At 74.0% G+C, this 18582-nt stretch carries 19 protein-coding genes; 7 read left to right on the plus strand and 12 right to left on the minus strand.

Features of this window, described 5'->3' with window-relative positions:
• Window positions 1-2 precede the first annotated feature (2 nt).
• The 3 genes from ACOACO_RS13145 to ACOACO_RS13155 all read right to left on the minus strand — a co-directional run bounded on the left by ACOACO_RS13145 (window position 3) and on the right by ACOACO_RS13155 (window position 3028).
• Window positions 3-668 carry a potassium channel family protein gene (locus ACOACO_RS13145; RefSeq protein WP_420296722.1) on the minus strand — a complete coding sequence of 222 codons (666 nt, stop codon included), beginning with the start codon at window positions 666-668 and terminating at the stop codon, window positions 3-5.
• Window positions 661-2028: a TrkH family potassium uptake protein gene (locus ACOACO_RS13150; RefSeq protein ID WP_420296723.1), complete on the minus strand. Its 1368-nt coding sequence runs from the start codon at window positions 2026-2028 to the stop codon at window positions 661-663. Before ACOACO_RS13150 ends, ACOACO_RS13145 begins: the two co-directional genes overlap by 8 nt.
• A gap of 88 nt (window positions 2029-2116) precedes the next feature.
• Window positions 2117-3028, minus strand: a complete 912-nt coding sequence (locus ACOACO_RS13155; RefSeq protein WP_420296724.1) for a LysR family transcriptional regulator — start codon at window positions 3026-3028, stop codon at window positions 2117-2119.
• Between the two features lie 80 nt (window positions 3029-3108).
• On the opposite strand from ACOACO_RS13155, the gene ACOACO_RS13160 reads away from it, so the two are divergent.
• On the plus strand, window positions 3109-3825 hold the full coding sequence (locus ACOACO_RS13160; RefSeq protein ID WP_420296725.1) for an aspartate/glutamate racemase family protein: 717 nt from the start codon (window positions 3109-3111) through the stop codon (window positions 3823-3825).
• Between the two features lie 3 nt (window positions 3826-3828).
• Here ACOACO_RS13160 and ACOACO_RS13165 read toward each other — a convergent pair whose 3' ends face one another.
• The 7 genes from ACOACO_RS13165 to ACOACO_RS13195 all read right to left on the minus strand — a co-directional run bounded on the left by ACOACO_RS13165 (window position 3829) and on the right by ACOACO_RS13195 (window position 9874).
• Window positions 3829-4332 carry a hypothetical protein gene (locus ACOACO_RS13165; RefSeq protein ID WP_420296726.1) on the minus strand — a complete coding sequence of 168 codons (504 nt, stop codon included), beginning with the start codon at window positions 4330-4332 and terminating at the stop codon, window positions 3829-3831.
• A gap of 89 nt (window positions 4333-4421) precedes the next feature.
• Window positions 4422-5096: a TetR family transcriptional regulator gene (locus ACOACO_RS13170; protein ID WP_420296727.1), complete on the minus strand. Its 675-nt coding sequence runs from the start codon at window positions 5094-5096 to the stop codon at window positions 4422-4424.
• The gene (locus ACOACO_RS13175; RefSeq protein ID WP_420296728.1) at window positions 5062-5529 is read right to left on the minus strand and encodes a thiol-disulfide oxidoreductase DCC family protein; all 468 of its coding nucleotides are present in this window, start codon (window positions 5527-5529) and stop codon (window positions 5062-5064) included. The genes ACOACO_RS13170 and ACOACO_RS13175 overlap by 35 nt, the downstream gene beginning before the upstream one ends.
• A 6-nt stretch (window positions 5530-5535) precedes the next feature.
• Window positions 5536-6015: a hypothetical protein gene (locus tag ACOACO_RS13180; RefSeq protein ID WP_420296729.1), complete on the minus strand. Its 480-nt coding sequence runs from the start codon at window positions 6013-6015 to the stop codon at window positions 5536-5538.
• Between the two features lie 101 nt (window positions 6016-6116).
• Entirely contained in the window at window positions 6117-6884 is a 768-nt protein-coding gene (locus ACOACO_RS13185; protein WP_420296730.1) for a hypothetical protein, read from the minus strand.
• 91 nt (window positions 6885-6975) lie between these two features.
• Window positions 6976-9168, minus strand: a complete 2193-nt coding sequence (helR, locus tag ACOACO_RS13190) for an RNA polymerase recycling motor ATPase HelR (RefSeq protein WP_420296731.1) — start codon at window positions 9166-9168, stop codon at window positions 6976-6978.
• A 133-nt stretch (window positions 9169-9301) separates the two neighbouring features.
• The gene (locus tag ACOACO_RS13195; protein WP_420296732.1) at window positions 9302-9874 is read right to left on the minus strand and encodes a helix-turn-helix domain-containing protein; all 573 of its coding nucleotides are present in this window, start codon (window positions 9872-9874) and stop codon (window positions 9302-9304) included.
• A 122-nt stretch (window positions 9875-9996) separates the two neighbouring features.
• Between ACOACO_RS13195 and ACOACO_RS13200 the strand changes: the two genes are divergently transcribed.
• Complete coding sequence (locus ACOACO_RS13200) at window positions 9997-10683, plus strand: class I SAM-dependent methyltransferase (RefSeq protein ID WP_420296733.1); 687 nt, start codon at window positions 9997-9999, stop codon at window positions 10681-10683.
• Between the two features lie 105 nt (window positions 10684-10788).
• Here ACOACO_RS13200 and ACOACO_RS13205 read toward each other — a convergent pair whose 3' ends face one another.
• Entirely contained in the window at window positions 10789-12960 is a 2172-nt protein-coding gene (locus ACOACO_RS13205) for a TerD family protein (RefSeq protein ID WP_420296734.1), read from the minus strand.
• Between the two features lie 488 nt (window positions 12961-13448).
• On the opposite strand from ACOACO_RS13205, the gene ACOACO_RS13210 reads away from it, so the two are divergent.
• The 5 genes from ACOACO_RS13210 (at window position 13449) to ACOACO_RS13230 (ending at window position 18248) form a co-directional block, all read left to right on the plus strand.
• The gene (locus ACOACO_RS13210; protein ID WP_420296735.1) at window positions 13449-14093 is read left to right on the plus strand and encodes an ABC transporter permease; all 645 of its coding nucleotides are present in this window, start codon (window positions 13449-13451) and stop codon (window positions 14091-14093) included.
• Window positions 14090-15307, plus strand: coding sequence for an ATP-binding cassette domain-containing protein (locus ACOACO_RS13215; RefSeq protein ID WP_420296736.1), 1218 nt, complete (start codon window positions 14090-14092; stop codon window positions 15305-15307). The genes ACOACO_RS13210 and ACOACO_RS13215 overlap by 4 nt, the downstream gene beginning before the upstream one ends.
• Window positions 15304-16122, plus strand: a complete 819-nt coding sequence (locus ACOACO_RS13220) for an ABC transporter permease (protein WP_420296737.1) — start codon at window positions 15304-15306, stop codon at window positions 16120-16122. The genes ACOACO_RS13215 and ACOACO_RS13220 overlap by 4 nt, the downstream gene beginning before the upstream one ends.
• 1 nt (window position 16123) lies before the next feature.
• A complete protein-coding gene (locus tag ACOACO_RS13225; RefSeq protein WP_420296738.1) occupies window positions 16124-17137 on the plus strand; it encodes a glycine betaine ABC transporter substrate-binding protein in 1014 nt (337 codons plus the stop codon).
• Between the two features lie 82 nt (window positions 17138-17219).
• Window positions 17220-18248 (plus strand): hypothetical protein, encoded by a 1029-nt coding sequence (locus ACOACO_RS13230; RefSeq protein ID WP_420296739.1) that lies wholly within the window; start codon window positions 17220-17222, stop codon window positions 18246-18248.
• Window positions 18249-18353: 105 nt separating this feature from the next.
• On the opposite strand, the gene ACOACO_RS13235 is transcribed toward ACOACO_RS13230, so the two are convergent.
• Window positions 18354-18581, minus strand: coding sequence for a hypothetical protein (locus ACOACO_RS13235; protein ID WP_420296740.1), 228 nt, complete (start codon window positions 18579-18581; stop codon window positions 18354-18356).
• Window position 18582 lies beyond the last annotated feature (1 nt).

The following is an 18582-nucleotide window of genomic DNA, read 5'->3' on the forward strand; positions in this document are numbered from 1 at the left end:
GCTCAGCTCAGCCGCGTGAACGCCTCGACCTTCGCCCGCGGGCCCGAGACGACGATGTGGTCGCCGGGCCGCAGGACGGTCTCGGGGGTCGCGTAGGTGAACTCCCCCTCGTGCTTCTTCACCCCGACCACCGTGACGCCGTACTGCGAGCGCACGCCGTACCCCGCGAGGCTGCGGTTGAGCAGCGCCTGCGGCGGGGTGGACTTGGCGAAGGCGTAGCCGTCGTCGAACTCGATGTACTCGACCATGCCGCCGCCGCGCACCAGGTGCGCGACGCGGCGCCCCATGTCGTGCTCGGGGCGCACGACGTGGTGCACGCCGATCTGCGTGAGGATCCGCGCGTGGGCCGAGCTGATCGCCTTGGCCCACACGTTGCGCGACCCGATCCCGAGCGCGACCGACGCGGTGAGGATGCTCGACTCGAGGTCGTTGCCGACGCCGACCACCACCACGTCCAGCTCGCCGATGCCGAGCTGGCGCATCGCGTCCTCGTCGGTCGTGTCCGCCTCGACCACGTGGGTGAGGCGACCGGCCAGGGACTGCACGATGCGGGGGTCGCTGTCGACGCCGAGGACCTCGACGCGGTCGCTGGCGAGCTCGAGCGCGAGGGACCGGCCGAAGCGGCCCAGTCCCAGCACGGCGACGCCGCTGACGGTCTTCCTAGCCAATGATCGGTCGTCCTTCCGGGAGGCGGTGCAGCGTGCCGCGCTCGCGCAGCGCGAGGGCGGAGACCAGTGTGACGGGCCCGAGGCGGCCCACGAACATCAGGACGACGAGCACGAGCTGGGCGGACCCGGGCAGGTCGGCGGTGATGCCCGTCGAGAGGCCCACGGTGGCGAACGCGGAGACGGCCTCGAACAGGACGTCCTCCGTCTCGTGGTCGGTCACGGCCAGCAGGACGAGGGTGGCGAGGACGACGGCGGCCACGCCGAGCAGCGCGACCGTGAGGGCCTGACGCACGGCGCGCTCGCCGATCCGCCGGTCGAAGGCCTCGACGTCGCGCTCGCCGCGGGCCTCGGCCCAGATGACGAACAGGAGGAGCACGAAGGTGGTGACCTTGATGCCGCCGGCGGTGCCGGCCGCGCCACCGCCGATGAACATGAGGATCTCGGTGCCCAGGAGGGTGCCGTCGTTCATCTGGCCGTAGTCGAGGCTGTTGAAGCCCGCCGTGCGCGGCATGACGCCCTGGAAGAACCCGGCGAGCAGGCGCCCGGGGGTGTCGAGCGCCCCCAGCGTCGCCGGGTTGTCCCACTCGCTGACGGTCACGAACACCGAGCCGAGGACGAGGAGGACGACCGTGGCCCACAGCGTCATCTTCGTGTGCATGCTCCAGCGCCCGGGCTCGCGCAGGTGGCGGCGCAGCTCGAGCCAGACCGGGAAGCCGAGCCCGCCGGCGATCACGGCGAACGCGATCGGCAGGCAGATGAACGGGTCCGTGGCGAACCGGGTGAGGCTGTCCGACCACAGGGCGAAGCCGGCGTTGTTGAACGCCGAGACGGCGTGGAACACCCCGAGGTACACCGCGCGCGGCCACGGCTCGTCGTAGCCGAGCGCGAAGCGCAGCGTCAGCAGCGTCGCCGTCACGACCTCGAACAGCAGGCTGGTCACCACCACGCCCCGCACCACCGAGCGCACCTCGCCCAGGCCGACCGCCTTGGTCTCCGCGGCCGCCGTCAGGCGGGAGCGCAGGCCCAGCCGCCGCCACACCAGGATGCCGAGGAGCGAGGCGAACGTCATGATGCCGAGGCCCCCGAGCTGGATGAGGGCCAGGATCACGCCCTCGCCGAAGGCCGACCAGTGCGTCGGCGTGTCCACGACCGCGAGTCCGGTGACGCACACGGCCGACGTCGCGGTGAAGAGGGCAGTCAGGACCGAGGTGCCGCCCTCCCCCTCGCTCGCGACCGGGAGGCACAGCAGGACGGTGCCGAGCAGCACGGCCCCGGCGAAGCCGAGCACCACCAGCTGCGCGGGGTGCAGGCCACCCGGGCCGATCCCGGACGCTGCCGCGCGTCGCCGACCGAGCTGCATCCGACCTCGTCCCCTCACCGTGGCGGGCTCACCGCCCGTGCAGGGGCGGCGATCCGGCCGCCCGACCGGAGGAGGATAGCGACCGCGCTCAGCGGCGGCGGGGCAGCACGGCGCCGGCGTCGCGTGCGAGCCGCTCCATCACCGCCCGCACCGCGGGCACGTCCTCGGCGCCGGGGCGGTGCACCACCCCCACGTGCCGCTCGCCGAAGGCGGGCGCACGCCGCACCTCGACCTCGGGATGGCGGAACGCCGTCAGCGCGAGCTGCGGCAGCACCGTCACCCCGAGGCCGTGGGCCACGAGGTTCTGCACCACCACGTAGTCGTCGCTCTCGTGCACCAGCCGCGGCTCGAACCCGGCGGCCCGGCACCGCTCGAGCAGGTGGCCGCGGCAGCGCTCGCACCCGGCCACCCAGTCCTGCTGGGCCAGCCACTCCCCCGGTACGGCGGAACCCTCGCCGCCGGGCGCGCCGGCGCCGGGTGGGACCACGAGGTGGAGCGGCTCCACACCGAGGGGCACCCAGGCGAGCGCGCCGTCGTCGGCGGGCGGTCCGTCGTACCCGAACACGAGGGCGGCGTCGGCGTCCCCGGCGAGCACCGCGGCCCACGCCTCCGGCGGCTCGGCCTCGACCAGGGTCACCCGCAGGCCCGGGTGGTCGTCCTGCAGCGCCCGCACGACCGCGGGCACCAGGGTGGCCGCCGCCGACGGGAACGCGGCGAGGCGCACGGTCCCGGCGCGGAGGTCGGCGAGCGCGCCGAGCTCCTCCTGCGCCTGGTGCAGCGCGGTGTGCACCGCGTCCGCGCGGGCCAGGAGCGCTGCGCCGGCCTCGGTCGGCGTGGTGCCGCGCGCCGTGCGCACGAGCAGCGCCCCGCCGGCCTCGCGCTCGAGGGCCCGCAGCTGCTGGCTGACGGCGGACTGGGTCGTGCCGAGCTCGCGCGCGGCCGCGCTCAGCGAGCCGGCCCGGGCGACGGTGCGGAAGAGCAGGACGCGACGGGGATCCACCGGGCCATTAGATCCGCTACGAGCAGGTGGCGGGAAGTCCCGTCTACCTGGGAGGCGGACGGGACCCGACGATGGTGCGCATGGAGACCATCGGACTGATCGGCGGCATGAGCTGGCACTCGACCGCCACCTACTACCGGATCGTGAACGAGGCGGTGGCCGCCGCGCGCGGCGGGCACGCGTCGGCCCGCATCGCGCTGCAGTCCCTCGACTTCGCCGAGGTGCGGGCGCTGCAGCAGGCCGGGGACTGGGACGGGGCCGTGGCCCTCCTCGTCGAGGCGGGCCGGCGGTGCGTCGCGGCCGGCGCCACGACCGTCGCGATCTGCACGAACCTCATGCACAAGGTCGCACCGCAGGTGGAGGCCGCCCTCGACGTGCCGCTGCTCCACATCGGGGACGCGGTCGCGGCCGAGGCGACGCGGCACGGCTGGGGGACGCTCGGCGTGCTCGGCACCCGCTGGGTGATGGAGGAGCCCTTCTACGCCGAGCGGCTGGCCGGCCACGGCGTCGCCACGGTCGTGCCCGGCGCGGCCGACCGGGCGCTCGTGGACGGCGTGATCTTCGACGAGCTCACGCAGGGCGTCGTTCGCCCCGCGTCGCGGGAGCGGTACGTCGAGGTGGTCGCCCGGCTCGCGGAGCGCGGCGCCGAGGCGGTCGTGCTGGCCTGCACCGAGATCGGCCTGCTCGTCGGCCCGGGCGACAGCCCGGTCCCGCTCATCGACAGCGCCGACGTGCACGCCCGGGAGCTGGGGCGGGTCGCGGCGGGCCCGGCGGCCCGGGTCGTCGCGGAGGCGTGAGGCTCAGCGGCCCCGCGCGGGGAACGGGTCGTAGCCGTCGTCGATGCGGCCGCGGTCGGTGACCGGCCGCTCGGCGACCCGGTCGGCCACCGCCTGGTCCACCGCCTCCTCGACGGCGGAGCCGGCGCGCCACGGGGCGGCCTCGGCGCGCCGTACCCGCTCCTCGTTGCGGCGCTTGCGGATCGAGTTGAAGGTGTGGACGTTCGCGAGGTGCACCACCCCGAGCACGAGGAGCACCACGCCCAGCTTGCCGCTGAGGGTCTCGAGCATGTCGGCGAACCCCCGCACCTCGCCGCCCACCCGCACGAGGAGCAGCACGAACCCGATGTTCAGCAGGTAGAACCCGACCACCATGAGGCGGTTGACCGACCCCGCCAGCTGCGCGCGTCCCTCGTAGACGTCGGTGAGGAACGCCGTGCCGTTCACCAGCAGCGTCCGCGCCACCCACACCGTCACGGGGAGCGCGACGGCCAGGTAGACGAGGTGGGTCGTGGCGGTCCAGTCCATGGGTCCTCCGGGGGATCGGCGGCGGGCGGCGAGCGGGCCTGCGGGGACGCACTCCCCGCCCCGGTGCCCAATCGGCGCCGCGTTGACCGTCAGTCGCGCAGGGAGCGCACCAGCGCCGCGACGTCGCCCGCGATCCCCCGCACCACGGGCAGCCGGGTCAGGCGCGCCAGCCGGTCGACGAGCGGTACGACGCCCCGCACCAGCGCGCGCGTGCGCTGCTGGTCCTCGGAGGAGTCGTAGACCCAGAACAGCACGACCCCCATCTGCAGCAGCCAGAGCAGCTCGGGCATCTCCTCGCGCAGCGCGGCCGGCAGCCTCAGGTCCGACCCGGCGAGCACCTCGCGCTGGATCCCCACCGACGTCTCGCGCGCCGCCTGCGACTCGGGCGAGAAGGGCGAGAGCGGGCTGCGGGGGTCCGCGGCGTTCTTGAAGAAGGTGGCCGCGAACTCGTGGTACGGCGCCGCCAGGTCGATCCAGCGCAGCAGCACGCCGGAGCAGCGCTCGACGAACCCCGTCTCGGAGGCGAGGACCTCGGCGACGGCCTCCTGGTGCTCGGCCGACAGCTGGTCGTAGAAGCCCTGAACCAGGTGCTCCTTGGAGGCGAAGTAGTAGTAGGCGCTGCCCAGCGACATGCCGGCCTCGTCGGCGACCGCGCGCATGGTCGTCGCGTCGTACCCGCCCTCGCGGAACAGGCGCATCGCGGCGGCGACGATCGTGGCGCGCGTCGCCTCAGCCTTGGCGGTTCGGGGAGCAGGCGTCGGCACAGCGGCCAGCGTAGTCATCGTCCCGACCCCAGCCTGCTCCCCCGCCCGCGCCCGCGCCGGCAGCCGGGGCCCCGCCCGAGCCCGTCCCCGGGCCGAGCAGGTGGCGCAGGCCGGCGGCCGAGTACGCCGCGCCCCGCGCCAGCCTCCGCCCGGCGGCCGACCCGCTCAGCCGGTGGGCGAGCACCCGGTGGCGCCGGGTGGCCCAGAGCACGACCACCCAGGCGGCGTCGTGGGTCCATACCTCTCCCCCGTCCCCGACCACCGTCACCGTCGCCCGGGTCGCGGCGTGGTCGAGGCCGGGGAAGCGGGCCCGGGCCTCCGCCGACCCGCACGGCACCAGCTCGAGCGGGACCAGCAGGTCCTGCCGCGCCACCCAGCCGGCGAACGGGACGCACAACCGGCAGTCCGCGTCGTACAGCAGCGTCAGCCGCACGATCCGTCACCGGCCCGGCGCCGGGAACGGCCGGAGCGCACCGGGGTCGGCGGGGCCGGCGGGGCCGGCAGGGGCGGCGGGGCCGCGGGGGCCGGCACCGAGGACACCCTGCGGCGCCACCGGCGGGCGCTGCCCCTGCTCGTAGTGGTGACGACGGCGGATCGAGTTGAAGACCAGCACGTTGGCCAGGTGGACGCCGCCGAGCACCAGCATCACGACGCCGAGCTTCACGCTCAGCACCTCGAGCATCCCGCTCGCGTCGAGCACCGGGTCGCCCACCCGCAGGAAGAGGAGGACGAACCCGACGTTCAGCAGGTAGAAGCCGACGACGAGCAGCCGGTTCACCGCCGCGGCGAGCTCGTGGCGCCCCTCGAAGACGTCGGTGAGGAAGACGGTGCCGTTGGTGAAGAGCGTGCGGGCGACCCACACGGTCAGCGGGATGGCGATGGCCAGGTAGCCGAGGTAGGTGGTGACGGTCCAGTCCACGATGGTCCTCCAGAGTGAGTGTTGAACGTGTTCAACTTCGTGGTCTCGACGGTACACCAGTTCTGAACGTGTTCAATACTGCGTCGGTGCGGCGACCCCGGTCACGACGCGAACGCCCGCCAGCCGAACCCGTCGTCGCCGAGCAGCCGCACCGCCTCGCTGCGCGGGAGGTCGACGAGGGCGAGCTCGGGCGACGCGGGTTGCGCGACCTCCTCGGCGCGGATCCCCTGCGGGGTCCAGGCGTCGCCGTCGGCCGCCATCATGCCCACGATCCGCACCCACCGGACGCGTCCGTCGCCGTCCGTGACCTGGGCGACCGACTGCAGCATCACCATGTCCGGCGCCTCCGCGCTCCCGCTGTGGCCGTAGAGCCGGTAGGCGCCGCCGCGGAAGTCCACACGCAGGGCGTCGTCGCCGCTGGCGGCGAGGTGCCCGAGGTCGCTCGGCAGCAGCAGGGGGAACGCGGCCCGCGCGACCGACGGGTCGTCGCGGACGTCCTGCGAGGACAGCAGCCAGCCCGCGCACTCCACGAAGCGCCCGACCGCGTCGTCCACCCTGACCCCGGGGAGGGGCCGCACCACCGGCGAGCGGCCGGGCTCGAAGAGGCCCCCGCGCACCGTGCTCGGCGCGAGGTCCAGCCGGACCCCGCGGCGCGGCGGTTCCGGCACGGGGAGGTCGGCGGTGGGCGAGGCGGGGGAAGGAGCGGCGGACGAGGCGGCGGACGAGGCGGCGGGGTCCACCGCGACGTCGGCGTCCCCCCGGCCCGGCTCCTCCCCGCCCACGAGGAGCACCACCAGCACCACCACCACGAGCACCACGAGGGCGGCCAGCACGGCCACCACCCCGACGGATCCCTGCGGACGCGACATCTCCCCCACCCCCCGGGGCCGTTCGGTCGACGGCCCCCTCGCGCAGTCTCGGCGGGGCGGGGCTCCCGGCGCGTGAGTGCGCCGACTCAGCTCACGCGAGGACGACGAGCCGCTGCGTCGCCCGGGTCATCGCGACGTAGCGGTCGACAGCCGCCGCCACCGGGTCACCGGGGTCCCCCAGCTCGTCGGGCCGCAGGAGCACGACGAGGTCGAACTCCAGCCCCTTCGCGAGCACCGGGGTGAGCACCCGCACACGGGGCGACGCGGGGACGGCGTCTCGGTCGACCGCGCCCGCGGTGACGACGCACGCGGTGCCCTCGACGTGCTCGGCGAGCCACCCGTCGAGCAGCGGCCGCAGCTCGTCGAGCCCGCCGTGGTGCACCGGTACGCCGGTGCGGCGCACCGAGGTCGGCACGTTGGCGTCCGGGAGCACCGACCGGATGACCGGCTCGGCCTCGGCCATCACCTCCGCCGGGGTGCGGTAGTTGACGGTCAGCGACGCCACCGTGACCTGGTCGAACCCCACGCGGGCGAGCCGCTCCTCCCACGTGCCGGTGAACCCGTGCCGCGCCTGCGCCCGGTCCCCGACGACCGTGAGGCTGCGGGTCGGGCACCGGCGCAGCACCACCTGCCACTCGGCGTCGGTCAGCTCCTGCGCCTCGTCCACCACGACGTGGGCGAACGGCCCGGCGAGCCGGTCGGGCGTCTCCGTGGCGGGACCGGTGCCCGGATCGGCACCGGGCACCAGCGCGCCCTGGAGGTCGTCACCTCGCAGCATCGACATGACCGCCATCTCGGTGTCGTCGGTCGCCACGAGGTGGTCGACGACGTCGGCCATCCGCGCGCGCTCGGCGGCTGCGGCGGCCGACGCCCGGCGCCGCCGCCGCGATGCCTCGGGGTCGCCGAGCCGCAGGCGGGCCGCGTCCAGCAGCGGCAGGTCGGCGACCGTCCACGCCTCGGGGTCGCGGCGCTGCAGGACGCGGACCTCCTCGGGGGTGAGCCAGGGGGCGCACCGCCGCAGGTAGGCCGGCACCGTCCAAAGGTCGCCGACGACGTCCGTCGCCTCGAGCAGCGGCCACGCCCGGTCGAACGCCTCGCGGAGGGCGCCGTTCGCGGCCAGCGCGCGCCGTACCTGCTCCGGCTCCACCCCCTCGGCGTCGTGGTCGGTGTCGTGCTTGTCGACGAGGATCGCCAGCAGCGCCTCCCAGACCTGGTCGCGGGCGTCGTTGTGCGGCGTGCCGGGGTCGGGCGAGGAGAACGCCTCGGCCCACTCGGCGGCGCTCAGCCAGGTGTCCGCCCACGGCGTCTCGACGTCCATGCCGGTGGTCGGGGGTTCCTCGTAGAGCGCCACGGCGGGCTCGATCGCGTCGACCATCGCAGCGTCGGACTTGAGCCGGGCCACCTGCGGGTCGCGCTCCTCGGCCGCATGGGCCCCCTCGGGCACGAGGTCGCGGAGCGTGCAGGTGCGCACGCCCTCCTCCCCCAGGCTCGGGAGGACGTCGGCGACGTAGGCCAGGTAGGGCTGGTGCGGTCCGACGAACAGCACGCCGCCCCGGCGGTGGTCCAGGCGCGGGTCGGCATGGAGGAGGTACGCCGTGCGGTGCAGCGCCACGACCGTCTTGCCCGTGCCCGGGCCGCCGTCGACGACGAGCACGCCGCGCGACCCCGCGCGGACGATGGCGTCCTGGTCGGCCTGGAGGGTCGCGAGCACGTCGCGCATGCGCGCCGAGCGGCTGCTGCCGAGGCTGGCGACGAACGCGGACTGGTCGTCGAGGGCGGCGTGCCCGTCGTACGCCGCGGGGTCGAAGACCTCGTCCCAGTAGTCGGTGACGCGCCCGTCCGTCCAGCGGTAGCGGCGTCGGCTGACGAGGCCCCGGGGGTCGGCGTGGGTGGCGCCGAAGAACGGCTCGGCCGCCGGCGAGCGCCAGTCGACGAGCAGGCGCTCGCCGGCGCCGTCGCTGACCCCGACCCTCCCGACGTACGTCGGGGCGGACCCGTCCGCGGGCACCGCGCGGCCCAGGCAGAGGTCGAGGCCGTAGCGGCGCAGGGTGCGCAGCCGGCTCGAGAGCCGGTGCACCTCGAGGTCGCGGTCCATCGCCTCCTGGCCGGTGCCGCCGGCCTCGGCCAGGGTCGCGTCGAGCCGGACGGAGACGTCGTCGACGGAGCGCTGCAGGGCGTCGGCGAGGCGGGCGAGGAAGCGCTCGTCGTCGTCGACGAGGGCGGGCGCGGCCTTGGCCGCGAGGTGGTCCGGCAGGGCGAAGGCGGAGGGTCGTGTGCTCGTCACGGCGGGCGACTCTGGACCACCACGGGGGTCTTGCGGCAAGCCCCCTGGTGCTCTATACCTTGGAGAAGGAGAGGGGCACGCCCCTCTCCTTCGTCGTTCCCGGGCCCTTCCTGCCCCCGCACCGCCGGGCCCGTCAGCCGCCGCGGCGCACGTGCATCCGCTCGCCCTGCGGCCCGAACAGCGCCAGCACCTCGACCGGCTCACGCCCGCGGTTCGCCACGACGTGCGGAGTGCGGGTGTCGAACTCGACGACCTCTCCCGGCCCCAGGTCGATCTCGCGCTCCCCCAGCACGAGGTGCAGCCGGCCCGACAGCACGTAGATCCACTCGTAGCCCTCATGCACCCGCGGCTCGTACGGCGGGGGCGGGTCGTTCGGCGGCACGATCATCTTGAAGGCCTGGAGCCCGCCCGGGCGCCGGGTCAGGGGCACGAAGGTGCGGCCGTGGCGGATGATCGGCTTGGCCCGCACGCGGGGGTCGCCCGTCTCCGGCGCGTCGACCAGGTCGTCGAGGGACTGCCCGTGGGCGCGCGCGAGGGGCAGCAGCAGCTCGAGCGTGGGGCGGCGCTGGCCCGACTCGAGGCGCGAGAGCGTGCTCACCGAGATGCCCGTCTGCTCGGCCAGCTCGGTCAGGGTCGTGCCCCTCGTCAGCCGGAGCGCCCGCAGGCGCGGCCCGACCCCGTCCAGCACCTCTGCGTACTCCTCCACCCGGCCAGTTTGCCGTTCCGGCAACAGAACTTGTCAATCCGGTGTGGTGCGCGGAGCCTGGAGGCACACGCAGTCGTGCGTCGTGACCGCAGGTCCGACGCGCGCGAGGAGGAAGGCACCGCATGAGCGACCACGACCACCAGCACGACCACCGGGACGGTCAGGAACACGGCCACCAGCACGACGAGCGCGAGGACCAGTGGTTCGAGCCCGAGGGCTGGGAGGAGCGCTACACCGGCGAGGAGAAGATCTGGAGCGGCAAGCCCAACGCCCAGCTCGTCGCCGAGGCCTCGAAGCTCCCGCCCGGCACGGCGCTCGACGTCGGCTGCGGCGAGGGCGGCGACGTCATCTGGCTCGCCGAGCAGGGGTGGACCGTCACCGGCGCGGACTTCTCCGCGAACGGCCTGGCCCGCGCCGCCCGGCACACCGAGCAGGCCGGTGTCGCCGAGCGCACCGACTGGTGGCAGGTCGACGCCCGCGAGTTCGAGGCCGGCGGGCGCCAGTTCGACCTCGTCACGACCCACTTCCTGCACCCGCCGGACGGGCGCATCGTCGAGATCGTCGGCCGGCTCGCCGAGGCCGTCGCTCCCGGCGGCCACCTCCTCGTCGTCGGCCACGCGCCCTCGCCGCTCTTCACGCAGCTGAGCGAGACGCGTCGCCGCGCCATGTGGGAGGCCGAGGAGCTCGTGCCCGCCCTCCCCGACGGCTTCGACGTGGTCGTCGTCGAGCAGCGCCCGCGCACCGTGGAGCGCGAGGGCGTCAGCCACGACGTGCACGACTCGACGTTCGTGGCGCGCCGGCGCGCCTGAGGCCCCGAGATCCCCGGGTCGCGGTGGGAGCGGTAGTCGTCCGCTACCGCTCCCACCGCGACCGGGTACGCCGGAGCGTGACGCCGCGTTAGGCGCCGACCGGCGCTAGCCCTTCGGCACCCAGGGACGCAGGTGCTGGACCACGTCGGCGTAGAACGTCGTCGTGACGCCCTTGACCGACCCGATGAGGGTGCCGGTGCCGGCCGCGCGCTTGCTCCCGAGAGCGAGGTCGAGGGAGACGGTGAACGCCTTGATCTCCCGCTGCTCCTGCGGCACCAGGCACGCCGGGTCCTGACGCGCCCCGCCCAGCAGGGCGGCGGTCGACGCACCTCGCGGGCCCGCCAGGTGCGCCTCGACGCGGATGGTGTCCTTCGCGTGGTCCGGCAGCTGGCGCAGCAGCCACTGGACCCGGGTCAGGGGCCGGGTGTCGCCGCGCGGCGCGGGCACCGTGATGGAGGCCGTCGCCTTGTCGGAGCGCAGGTCGGCACCGACGACCAGCACGTCGACCGCCCCGGGCACCTTGAGTCGCCCGAACAGCAGGCCTGAGTCCGCCAGCTGCTGGCGGCGGCTCGCGTGGTCCGGCGTCTCCCGCGGCGGGAGCGACTGCACCTCGACCCCGAGGAGTCCGCTCATGTGGTGGCCGAGGTGCTGCACCAGCTCGTCGAAACGAGCGCTGACCTCACCGGTCGCCTTGTCGGAAGCGCGAGCCGTCTTGGCCTTGACCGCCTCGCGGACCTTGACCCAGCTCGGTCCCATGTCACCGAGCCCGCCCATCCCCGAGCGGGCGTGGTTCATGTAGCGGATGAACTCCTCCAGCACCTTGGCCTGGGTCGCGTCCGCGACGCCGCGGTGCCGTGCGGCGAGGACGGCCTCCGCCCGGATCTGGTCCCACGAGAGGTGGTGGAGGGAGACCTTCCGCAGCTTGCGACGGTCGATGGCGACCGGGTGCTCGGCGTCACCGCCGGCCAGCTCGTTGCTGATCGTGATGACCGCGTCGTACCCCCGGGCACGGGCGATCTCGACGTACTTGTCGATCTGCTCGACGTTGAGGCGCCCCGTCGACGTCTTGACCTCGACGAGCGCGGTCCACTCCTTCTGGCCGCGCCGCACCTGGATGACCCCGTCAGGCCGGTAGGCCTCCTCGTCCTGACCGAAGGGGACCTCGATGAAGGTGCTGACGGTGCCCCGAGGTGCGCCGCAGCGGACCGTGAGCGCGGTGCCGAACTCTCGCACCGTGCTCATGACCGCCAGCAGGGCCGACGTGGCGCGCCGCTCCTGCTCCTCCCCGCTGCCGATGCCCGCCACGGGGAACAGCCGCGCCGGCTGCCAGTCGTTGCCGTCCTCCGCCGGGATCGATGCGTCCCAGTCGGCGGGCAGACGCGGCGCACGGGTGGGCCGCCGGACCGAGACGGACCGCTTCACCGGGGCCGGCGGTGCTGCGGGGTCATCGTCGGCTGCCGCGGCCGACTCCTCGGCGAGTGTCGGCGGCGCTCCGGCGTCGTCCTCCGCCGCGACGACGGCGGCTGGGTCGAGAGGAGGAGCGGCGGTCTCGACGGTGAAGGTCGGCGAGGCGTAGCCGGCCGTGTCCGACCCCTCGGCTGCCCCTCCGGTCACCGCCGGGGCGCCGGGGTCCGCTGCTACCGACGGGCCCGCGGCGGCGTCGTCGGTGTCCGGCTCCTCGGACACGTCCACGCCGTGCTCGGTCACCAGCGATGCCAGCCCCTCGACGTACCCCCGGCCCACCGCCCGGATCTTCCAGCTGTCCTCGCGGCGGTAGAACTCGCCGAAGACGAGCGCGAGCTCGTCGGTGGCGTCGTCGATGTCGTAGACGAGCAGGTCGGCCGCGTCGGAGGTGCGTTGCAGCCGGAGCCGTACGCCGGCCGCGTCACCGAACGTCGTACCGCTCGCGGGATCGAGGCTCGCGGCGACCACGATCCGCTCGATCTCCTGCGGCACGTCGTCGAGCTCGATGGTCACCACGTCCGAGGACCAGCCCTGGTGGGCCTCGTCCGTGCCCGGCTCCGGGCGCACCTTGTCCCGCAGGTGCACCGCGCCGTTGAGGGCCACCGGCTGGTTGTAGAAGACGAAGTCGCGGCCGGAGCGCACCTTGCCGGTGCTGTCGAGGAGCAGGACGCTCACGTCGGCGTCGACGGGCTCGTCGTCCCGGCCCCGGCTGTCGAGGAACACCGTCAGGCCGCCGAGCTCGGCACCCAGGTCGTCGAGGGCTGCGTTGGCTCCCCTGCGCAGCTCGCGGGGAGCGGGGTTCGCGTCGTTCACGGTCCGAGCCTCACACGCCCTCCCGGTCCTGCGCCGCGGAATCGACCGAACGAGAACCACGCCAATGCGCCCGGCCTGCGGCTCGCCGCGACGCCGCCAGGTCGCGGTTGCAGCGGTGGTCATCCACTACCGCTCCTACCGCGACTCACCACAAGAGGTCGCCCCCCACGACCTCGCTGTGGGCGTGGACGACCTCAACGGGGGCGCCCTCGACCGCTTGCAGCGGTCGATCCAGCTCGGCGTCGTCCCCCCGACGCTGGGCCTCCGGCGGGCCCGCGGAGGGCACCGTAGCCGGGTACGACGTGGCGCGCGCCACCCTTTTCCGCCCTCCCCGCCCCCATCCTCGTTAGGGTGAGCGCCGGGCGAACAGCGTTCGCACGCCGGGTGTCACGCCGCGCTACGCGCAGATGGCCCGGCGGTCCGCCCGCCGGAGGGACTCCTCCCTGCGGCGGTTCCGTGCACGAACCGGCCGGAAAGGGGCGTTGCCGATGGGTGAGTTCATCGCCGAGCGTCGACAACAGATCGCCTACGACATGCTCCAGCACGCGAACCTCGTGTTCCAGTGCGTCCTCGTCGCCACCCTCATCGCGGTGCTCCTGGCGGTGGTGATCAACCGCTTCCGGGTGCTCGAGCCGATCGCGAACGCCATCTCGGCCATCGGGCTGACGCTGCCGGCGTTCGCCCTCGTCGGGCTGCTGCTCCCCCTGACGAGCCTCGGCACCGTGACGGCCTTCACCTGCGTCGTCTTCTACGCCGTGCTGCCCGTGCTCCGCAACGCCGTCGTCGGCCTCGCCGGCGTCGACTCCACCCTCCTCGAGTCGGCCCGCGGCATGGGCATGAGCCCCGTCGGCGTGCTCGTGAAGGTGCAGCTCCCGCTCGCCTGGCCCGTGATCCTGGCCGGCGTCCGCACCTCCATGCAGATGTCGATGGGCATCGCGGCGATCGCCGCGTACGTCCTCGGCCCCGGCCTCGGCTCCTACATCTGGCGCGGCCTCACCCAGACGGGCGGCGCGAACGCCCTCAACTACGCGCTCGTGGGCACGATCGGCATCATCGTCGTCGCCCTCGTCGCCGACCTCCTGCTGCTCGTCCTCGGGCGGCTCACCATCTCGAAGGGAGTCCGGGTCGCATGACCGAGAGCATCGAGAAGCCGACCGGCACCAGCAACGGCTCGGACCGCCACATCAGCGGTGTCGAGATCGACCTGCGCGACGTCGTGAAGAAGTACCCCGGGCAGAAGACCGCCGCCGTCGAGAGCCTGTCGCTCACGGTCCCCGCCGGCGAGGTCGTCATGTTCATCGGCCCCTCGGGCTGCGGCAAGACGACGTCGCTGAAGATGATCAACCGGCTCATCGAGCCCACCTCCGGCACCATCACGATCGGCGGCGAGGACGTGCGCGGCCGCGACGCCGACGAGCTGCGGCGCACCATCGGCTACGTCATCCAGGGCGGCAGCCTGTTCCCGCACCTGACGGTGGCCGACAACATCGCGGTCGTGCCCAAGCTGCTGAAGTGGTCCAAGCAGCGCACCGCCGACCGCGTCGAGGAGCTGCTCGACCTCGTCGGCCTGGAGCCCGGGCGCTACCGCGACCGCTACCCCCGCGAGCTCTCCGGCGGCCAGCAGCAGCGGGTCGGCGTGGCCCGCGGGCTCGCGGCGGACCCGCCGGTCGTGCTGATGGACGAGCCGTTCGGCGCGGTCGACCCCATCACCCGGCAGCGGCTGCAGGACGAGATGCTCGGCATCCAGCGCGAGCTCGGCAAGACCATCGTCTGCGTCACCCACGACATCGACGAGGCCATCAAGCTGGGTGACCGCATCCTCATCCTGTCCGAGGGCGCGCACGTGGAGCAGTACGACACCCCCGAGAACGTGCTGGCCGCCCCGGCCAACGACTTCGTGGCCGACTTCGTGGGCGCGGGATCCACGCTCAAGCAGCTCAGCCTGTCCCGCGTGGACGAGCTGCAGATGCTGCCGTGGACGACCGCGCGGGTGGGTGACGACGCCGCCGAGGCCGTCCGCCGCGCCGAGGCCGCCGGCCACGACTGCGTCGTGGTGCTCGACGCCCGCAACCGCCCCATCGCGTGGCCCTGGCTGCGCAACCTGCGCCGCGGCGGGGCGATCGACATCGCCCGCCGCGACGAGCTCATCACCCTCGACCAGCGGGCCACCCTCAACGACGCCCTCGACACCATGCTCAGCTCGTCGCACGCCGGCGCGATCGTCACCGACGCCCGCGACAACTACGTCGGCGTCGTCGACTTCGAGTCGGTCACCACGCACATCCGCTCCCAGGAGGCCTCCGCCAAGGAGGCCCAGCAGGCGCGCGCCGACGGGACGGCCTCGTGACGGCGACGACCGGCACGGCCCTCGACGGGCGCGACACCGCCGCCACGCCCCCCACGGGCCTGCGCGGCTGGATGGCCAGCAAGACGGTGACGCGCGAGGCCGTGACGATGCTCATCCTGCCCCCGCTGCTCATCGCCATCGCGTTCGGCGGCTTCGTCGTCTGGCGCCAGACCGCCGAGCTCGACTCCGTCGAGGCCCAGCAGCTGCGGTGGAGCACGCTCACCCGCCTGCTGGTCGACCACGTCCAGCTCACCGTCGTCGCGGCCGTGATCGTGGTGGCCGTCGCCCTCCCGCTGGGCATCGCGCTCACCCGCGGCCGGGCACGGCGCGCCGCACCGCTGGTGGTCGGCATCGCCAACGGCGGCCAGGCGGCCCCGGCCGTCGGCCTGATCGTGCTGCTGTTCCTGTGGCTCGGCGGCGGCTTCTGGACCGCCATCCTGGGTCTCAGCCTCTACGGCCTCCTGCCGGTGCTGCGCAACACCATCACCGGCATCCAGGCCGTCGACCCGACGCTGGTCGAGGCCGCGCGCGGCGTCGGCATGACGTCGTTCGAGACGCTGCGCAAGATCGAGCTGCCGCTCGCGGTCCCGGTGATCATGGCCGGCGTCCGCACCGCGCTCGTGCTCATCGCGGGCACCGCCTCGCTGGCGTGCTTCATCAACGCCGGCGGCCTGGGCGAGGTGCTGCAGACGGGCATCTCGCTGTTCCGGTTCTCCCTGATGATCACGGGGGCGCTGCTCATCGCGCTGCTGGCCCTGCTCATCGAGTGGGTCGGCCGCCTGCTCGAGCTCGCCTACCGACCGAAGGGGCTCTGACATGGCTCGCACGACCGACGCACGACGGCGGGGCGCACGACGTACCGGCGTGGCCGCCACGGCGCTGGCCGCGGTCGGCGCGCTGCTGTCCGGCTGCGGGCTCGGGACGGCCGGCGGCTACGTGCCCGAGGGCCGGCTCGCCGGCGACCTGGAAGGGGTCGCCTCGCTGGAGGGGGCCTCCATCGCGGTGGGCTCCAAGAACTTCAACGAGAACGTGATCCTCGGCAAGATGGCGATCATCCTGCTGCGCGCGGCGGGCGCCGACGTGGCGGACCTGACCAACGTGCCCGGCAGCGCCGCGGCCCGCCAGGCCCACCTCGTCGGGCAGATCGACGCGATGTGGGAGTACACGGGCACGGGGTGGATCACCTACCTCGGCGAGAGCGAGCCCATCCCCGACGAGCAGGAGCAGTACGAGGCCGTCCGCGACGCCGACCTCGAGCAGAACCAGCTCGTCTGGCTCCCGCCGGCGCCGATGAACAACACCTACGCGTTCGCGATGAACCCCGAGGTGACGCAGCGGCTCGGCATCACGAGCATGTCCCAGCTCGCCGAGCTCCCCGTCGAGGAGCGCACGTTCTGCGTCGAGTCGGAGTTCACCAACCGCCCCGACGGGCTGCCCGGGATGCTCGAGACCTACGGCATCCCGCTCGGCGACCCGCAGGGCACGCCGGAGTCGAACCTGCGCACCTACCAGACCGGCGCGATCTACGACGCGACGGCGCGGGGCGAGTGCAACTTCGGCGAGGTGTTCACGACGGACGGTCGCATCCTGGCCCTCGACCTGACGGTGCTGGAGGACGACCAGCAGTACTTCCCGAAGTACAACGTCTCCCTGGTGGTGCGCCAGGAGGTCGCGGAGGAGCACCCCGAGATCGAGGACCTCATGGCCCCGGTCACCGAGGCGCTCACCGACGAGGTGCTCATCGAGCTGAACGCCCGGGTCGACGTCGACGGCGAGGAGCCGGCCGACGTGGCCTACGACTGGCTCCTCGAGGAGGGCTTCATCTCCTGACCCCGCTCGTGCTGCGCGGCCTCCCGCGCAGCACGACGGGTCGCTCCCAGCGCGGTGCCGACCGTCTCCCTATGCTCCCCGCATGGCCGAGACCACCGCCGACCGCCTGCTGGACGCGCACACCCGCTGGGTCGTGGACCGCCTCACCACCGGCGGGCCCGTCGGCACGCGGGACGAGGCGATCGCCGAGGACGTCGACCTGCTGCTCGACCTCGGGTCCGAGCTGACCCTGTGGGACGTGCTGAGCCCCGACGAGGTCTCCGACGCCCTCGAGCGCGTGCTGGTGACCGTGCCGCCGAGCGAGGGAGCGGCGCGCTTCGCGGCGGCCGTGGCCGACGCCCTGCTCGACGGGAACATCGAGCGCTTCGCGCTCTCCGACGTGGTCGGCCGCGACCTCGTCGAGGCGTGGGTGCGCCGCGTGCTCGACGGGGTGGACGGGATCGAGGCGGCGCTCGACCGCCTCACCAGCAGCCCCCGGGTCGCGACCCTCGCCGGCGGCTTCGTCGGGCGCATCGTCAGCGAGGTCGTGCAGGCGAACCGGGCCGCGGCGGAGAAGATCCCCGGCGTCGGCTCGCTGGTCTCGTTCGGCGCGAACGCCGCCGGACGGGTCAGCGGCGCCGCCAACAAGCAGCTGGAGGGCCTCCTGGGCGACACGGCCGGCAAGGGTGCCGTGTTCGCGATGCGCCGCCTCAACAAGGTGCTCGTCGACACCCTGCGCGACCCCTCCATGCCGGACGCCCTCATGGAGGTCTTCGACCTGTACGGCGACGAGCCGCTCCCCCGCGTCGGCGACGTCGCTTCCCGCGAGGGGGTGCACGAGGTCGCCGCGCTCGTCCACGAGGTCGTCGCCGGCGCCGCGCCGTCGCTCCCGGTGCACCAGATCGCCACCGCGGTCGTGACGCAGGTGTGGGCCGACCACGGCGACCGACCCGTCACCACCCTGCTCGAGGAGCTGGGCCTGACCCGCGACGAGCTGGTCGTGCACGCCATCTCGCTGGCGCCGCGGCTCCTCGACGCCGCCCACGCGGACGGCCGTCTCGAGGCCCTGGTGCGCAGCCGGCTCGCCCCGTTCTACGCCTCTGACGAGGTCGCGGGGATCCTCGAGGGCTGAGCCCCGACGGGCCGACGCCCCGTTCCGCCGAGGTGCCGACGCGCCGACGGGCCCGGTCCCCGTGGTCGCGGGGGCCGGGCCCGTCGGGCCTGCCGTGCAGGTGGTTCAGGCGGTCCCGCCGAGGACCGACTGCGCGTCGACCTCGCCGTGCTCGTCCTGGATGGCGTCGGCCAGCTTGGCGCGGTCGGCCTCGCTCACCTCGACACCGACCTCCTCGAACCCCTTGTGGAGCTCGGTGTCGACGGTGCTCTCGGTCGCGCCGTCCTGCCAGGAGGTGACGCGGTCGACGACGGCCTGGATGGCTTCGAACTGCTCGGAGGTGTAGTCGCTCATG

It is taken from the genome of Nocardioides sp. CPCC 205120 (genome assembly GCF_048654585.1).
Lineage (GTDB): Bacteria > Actinomycetota > Actinomycetes > Propionibacteriales > Nocardioidaceae > Nocardioides.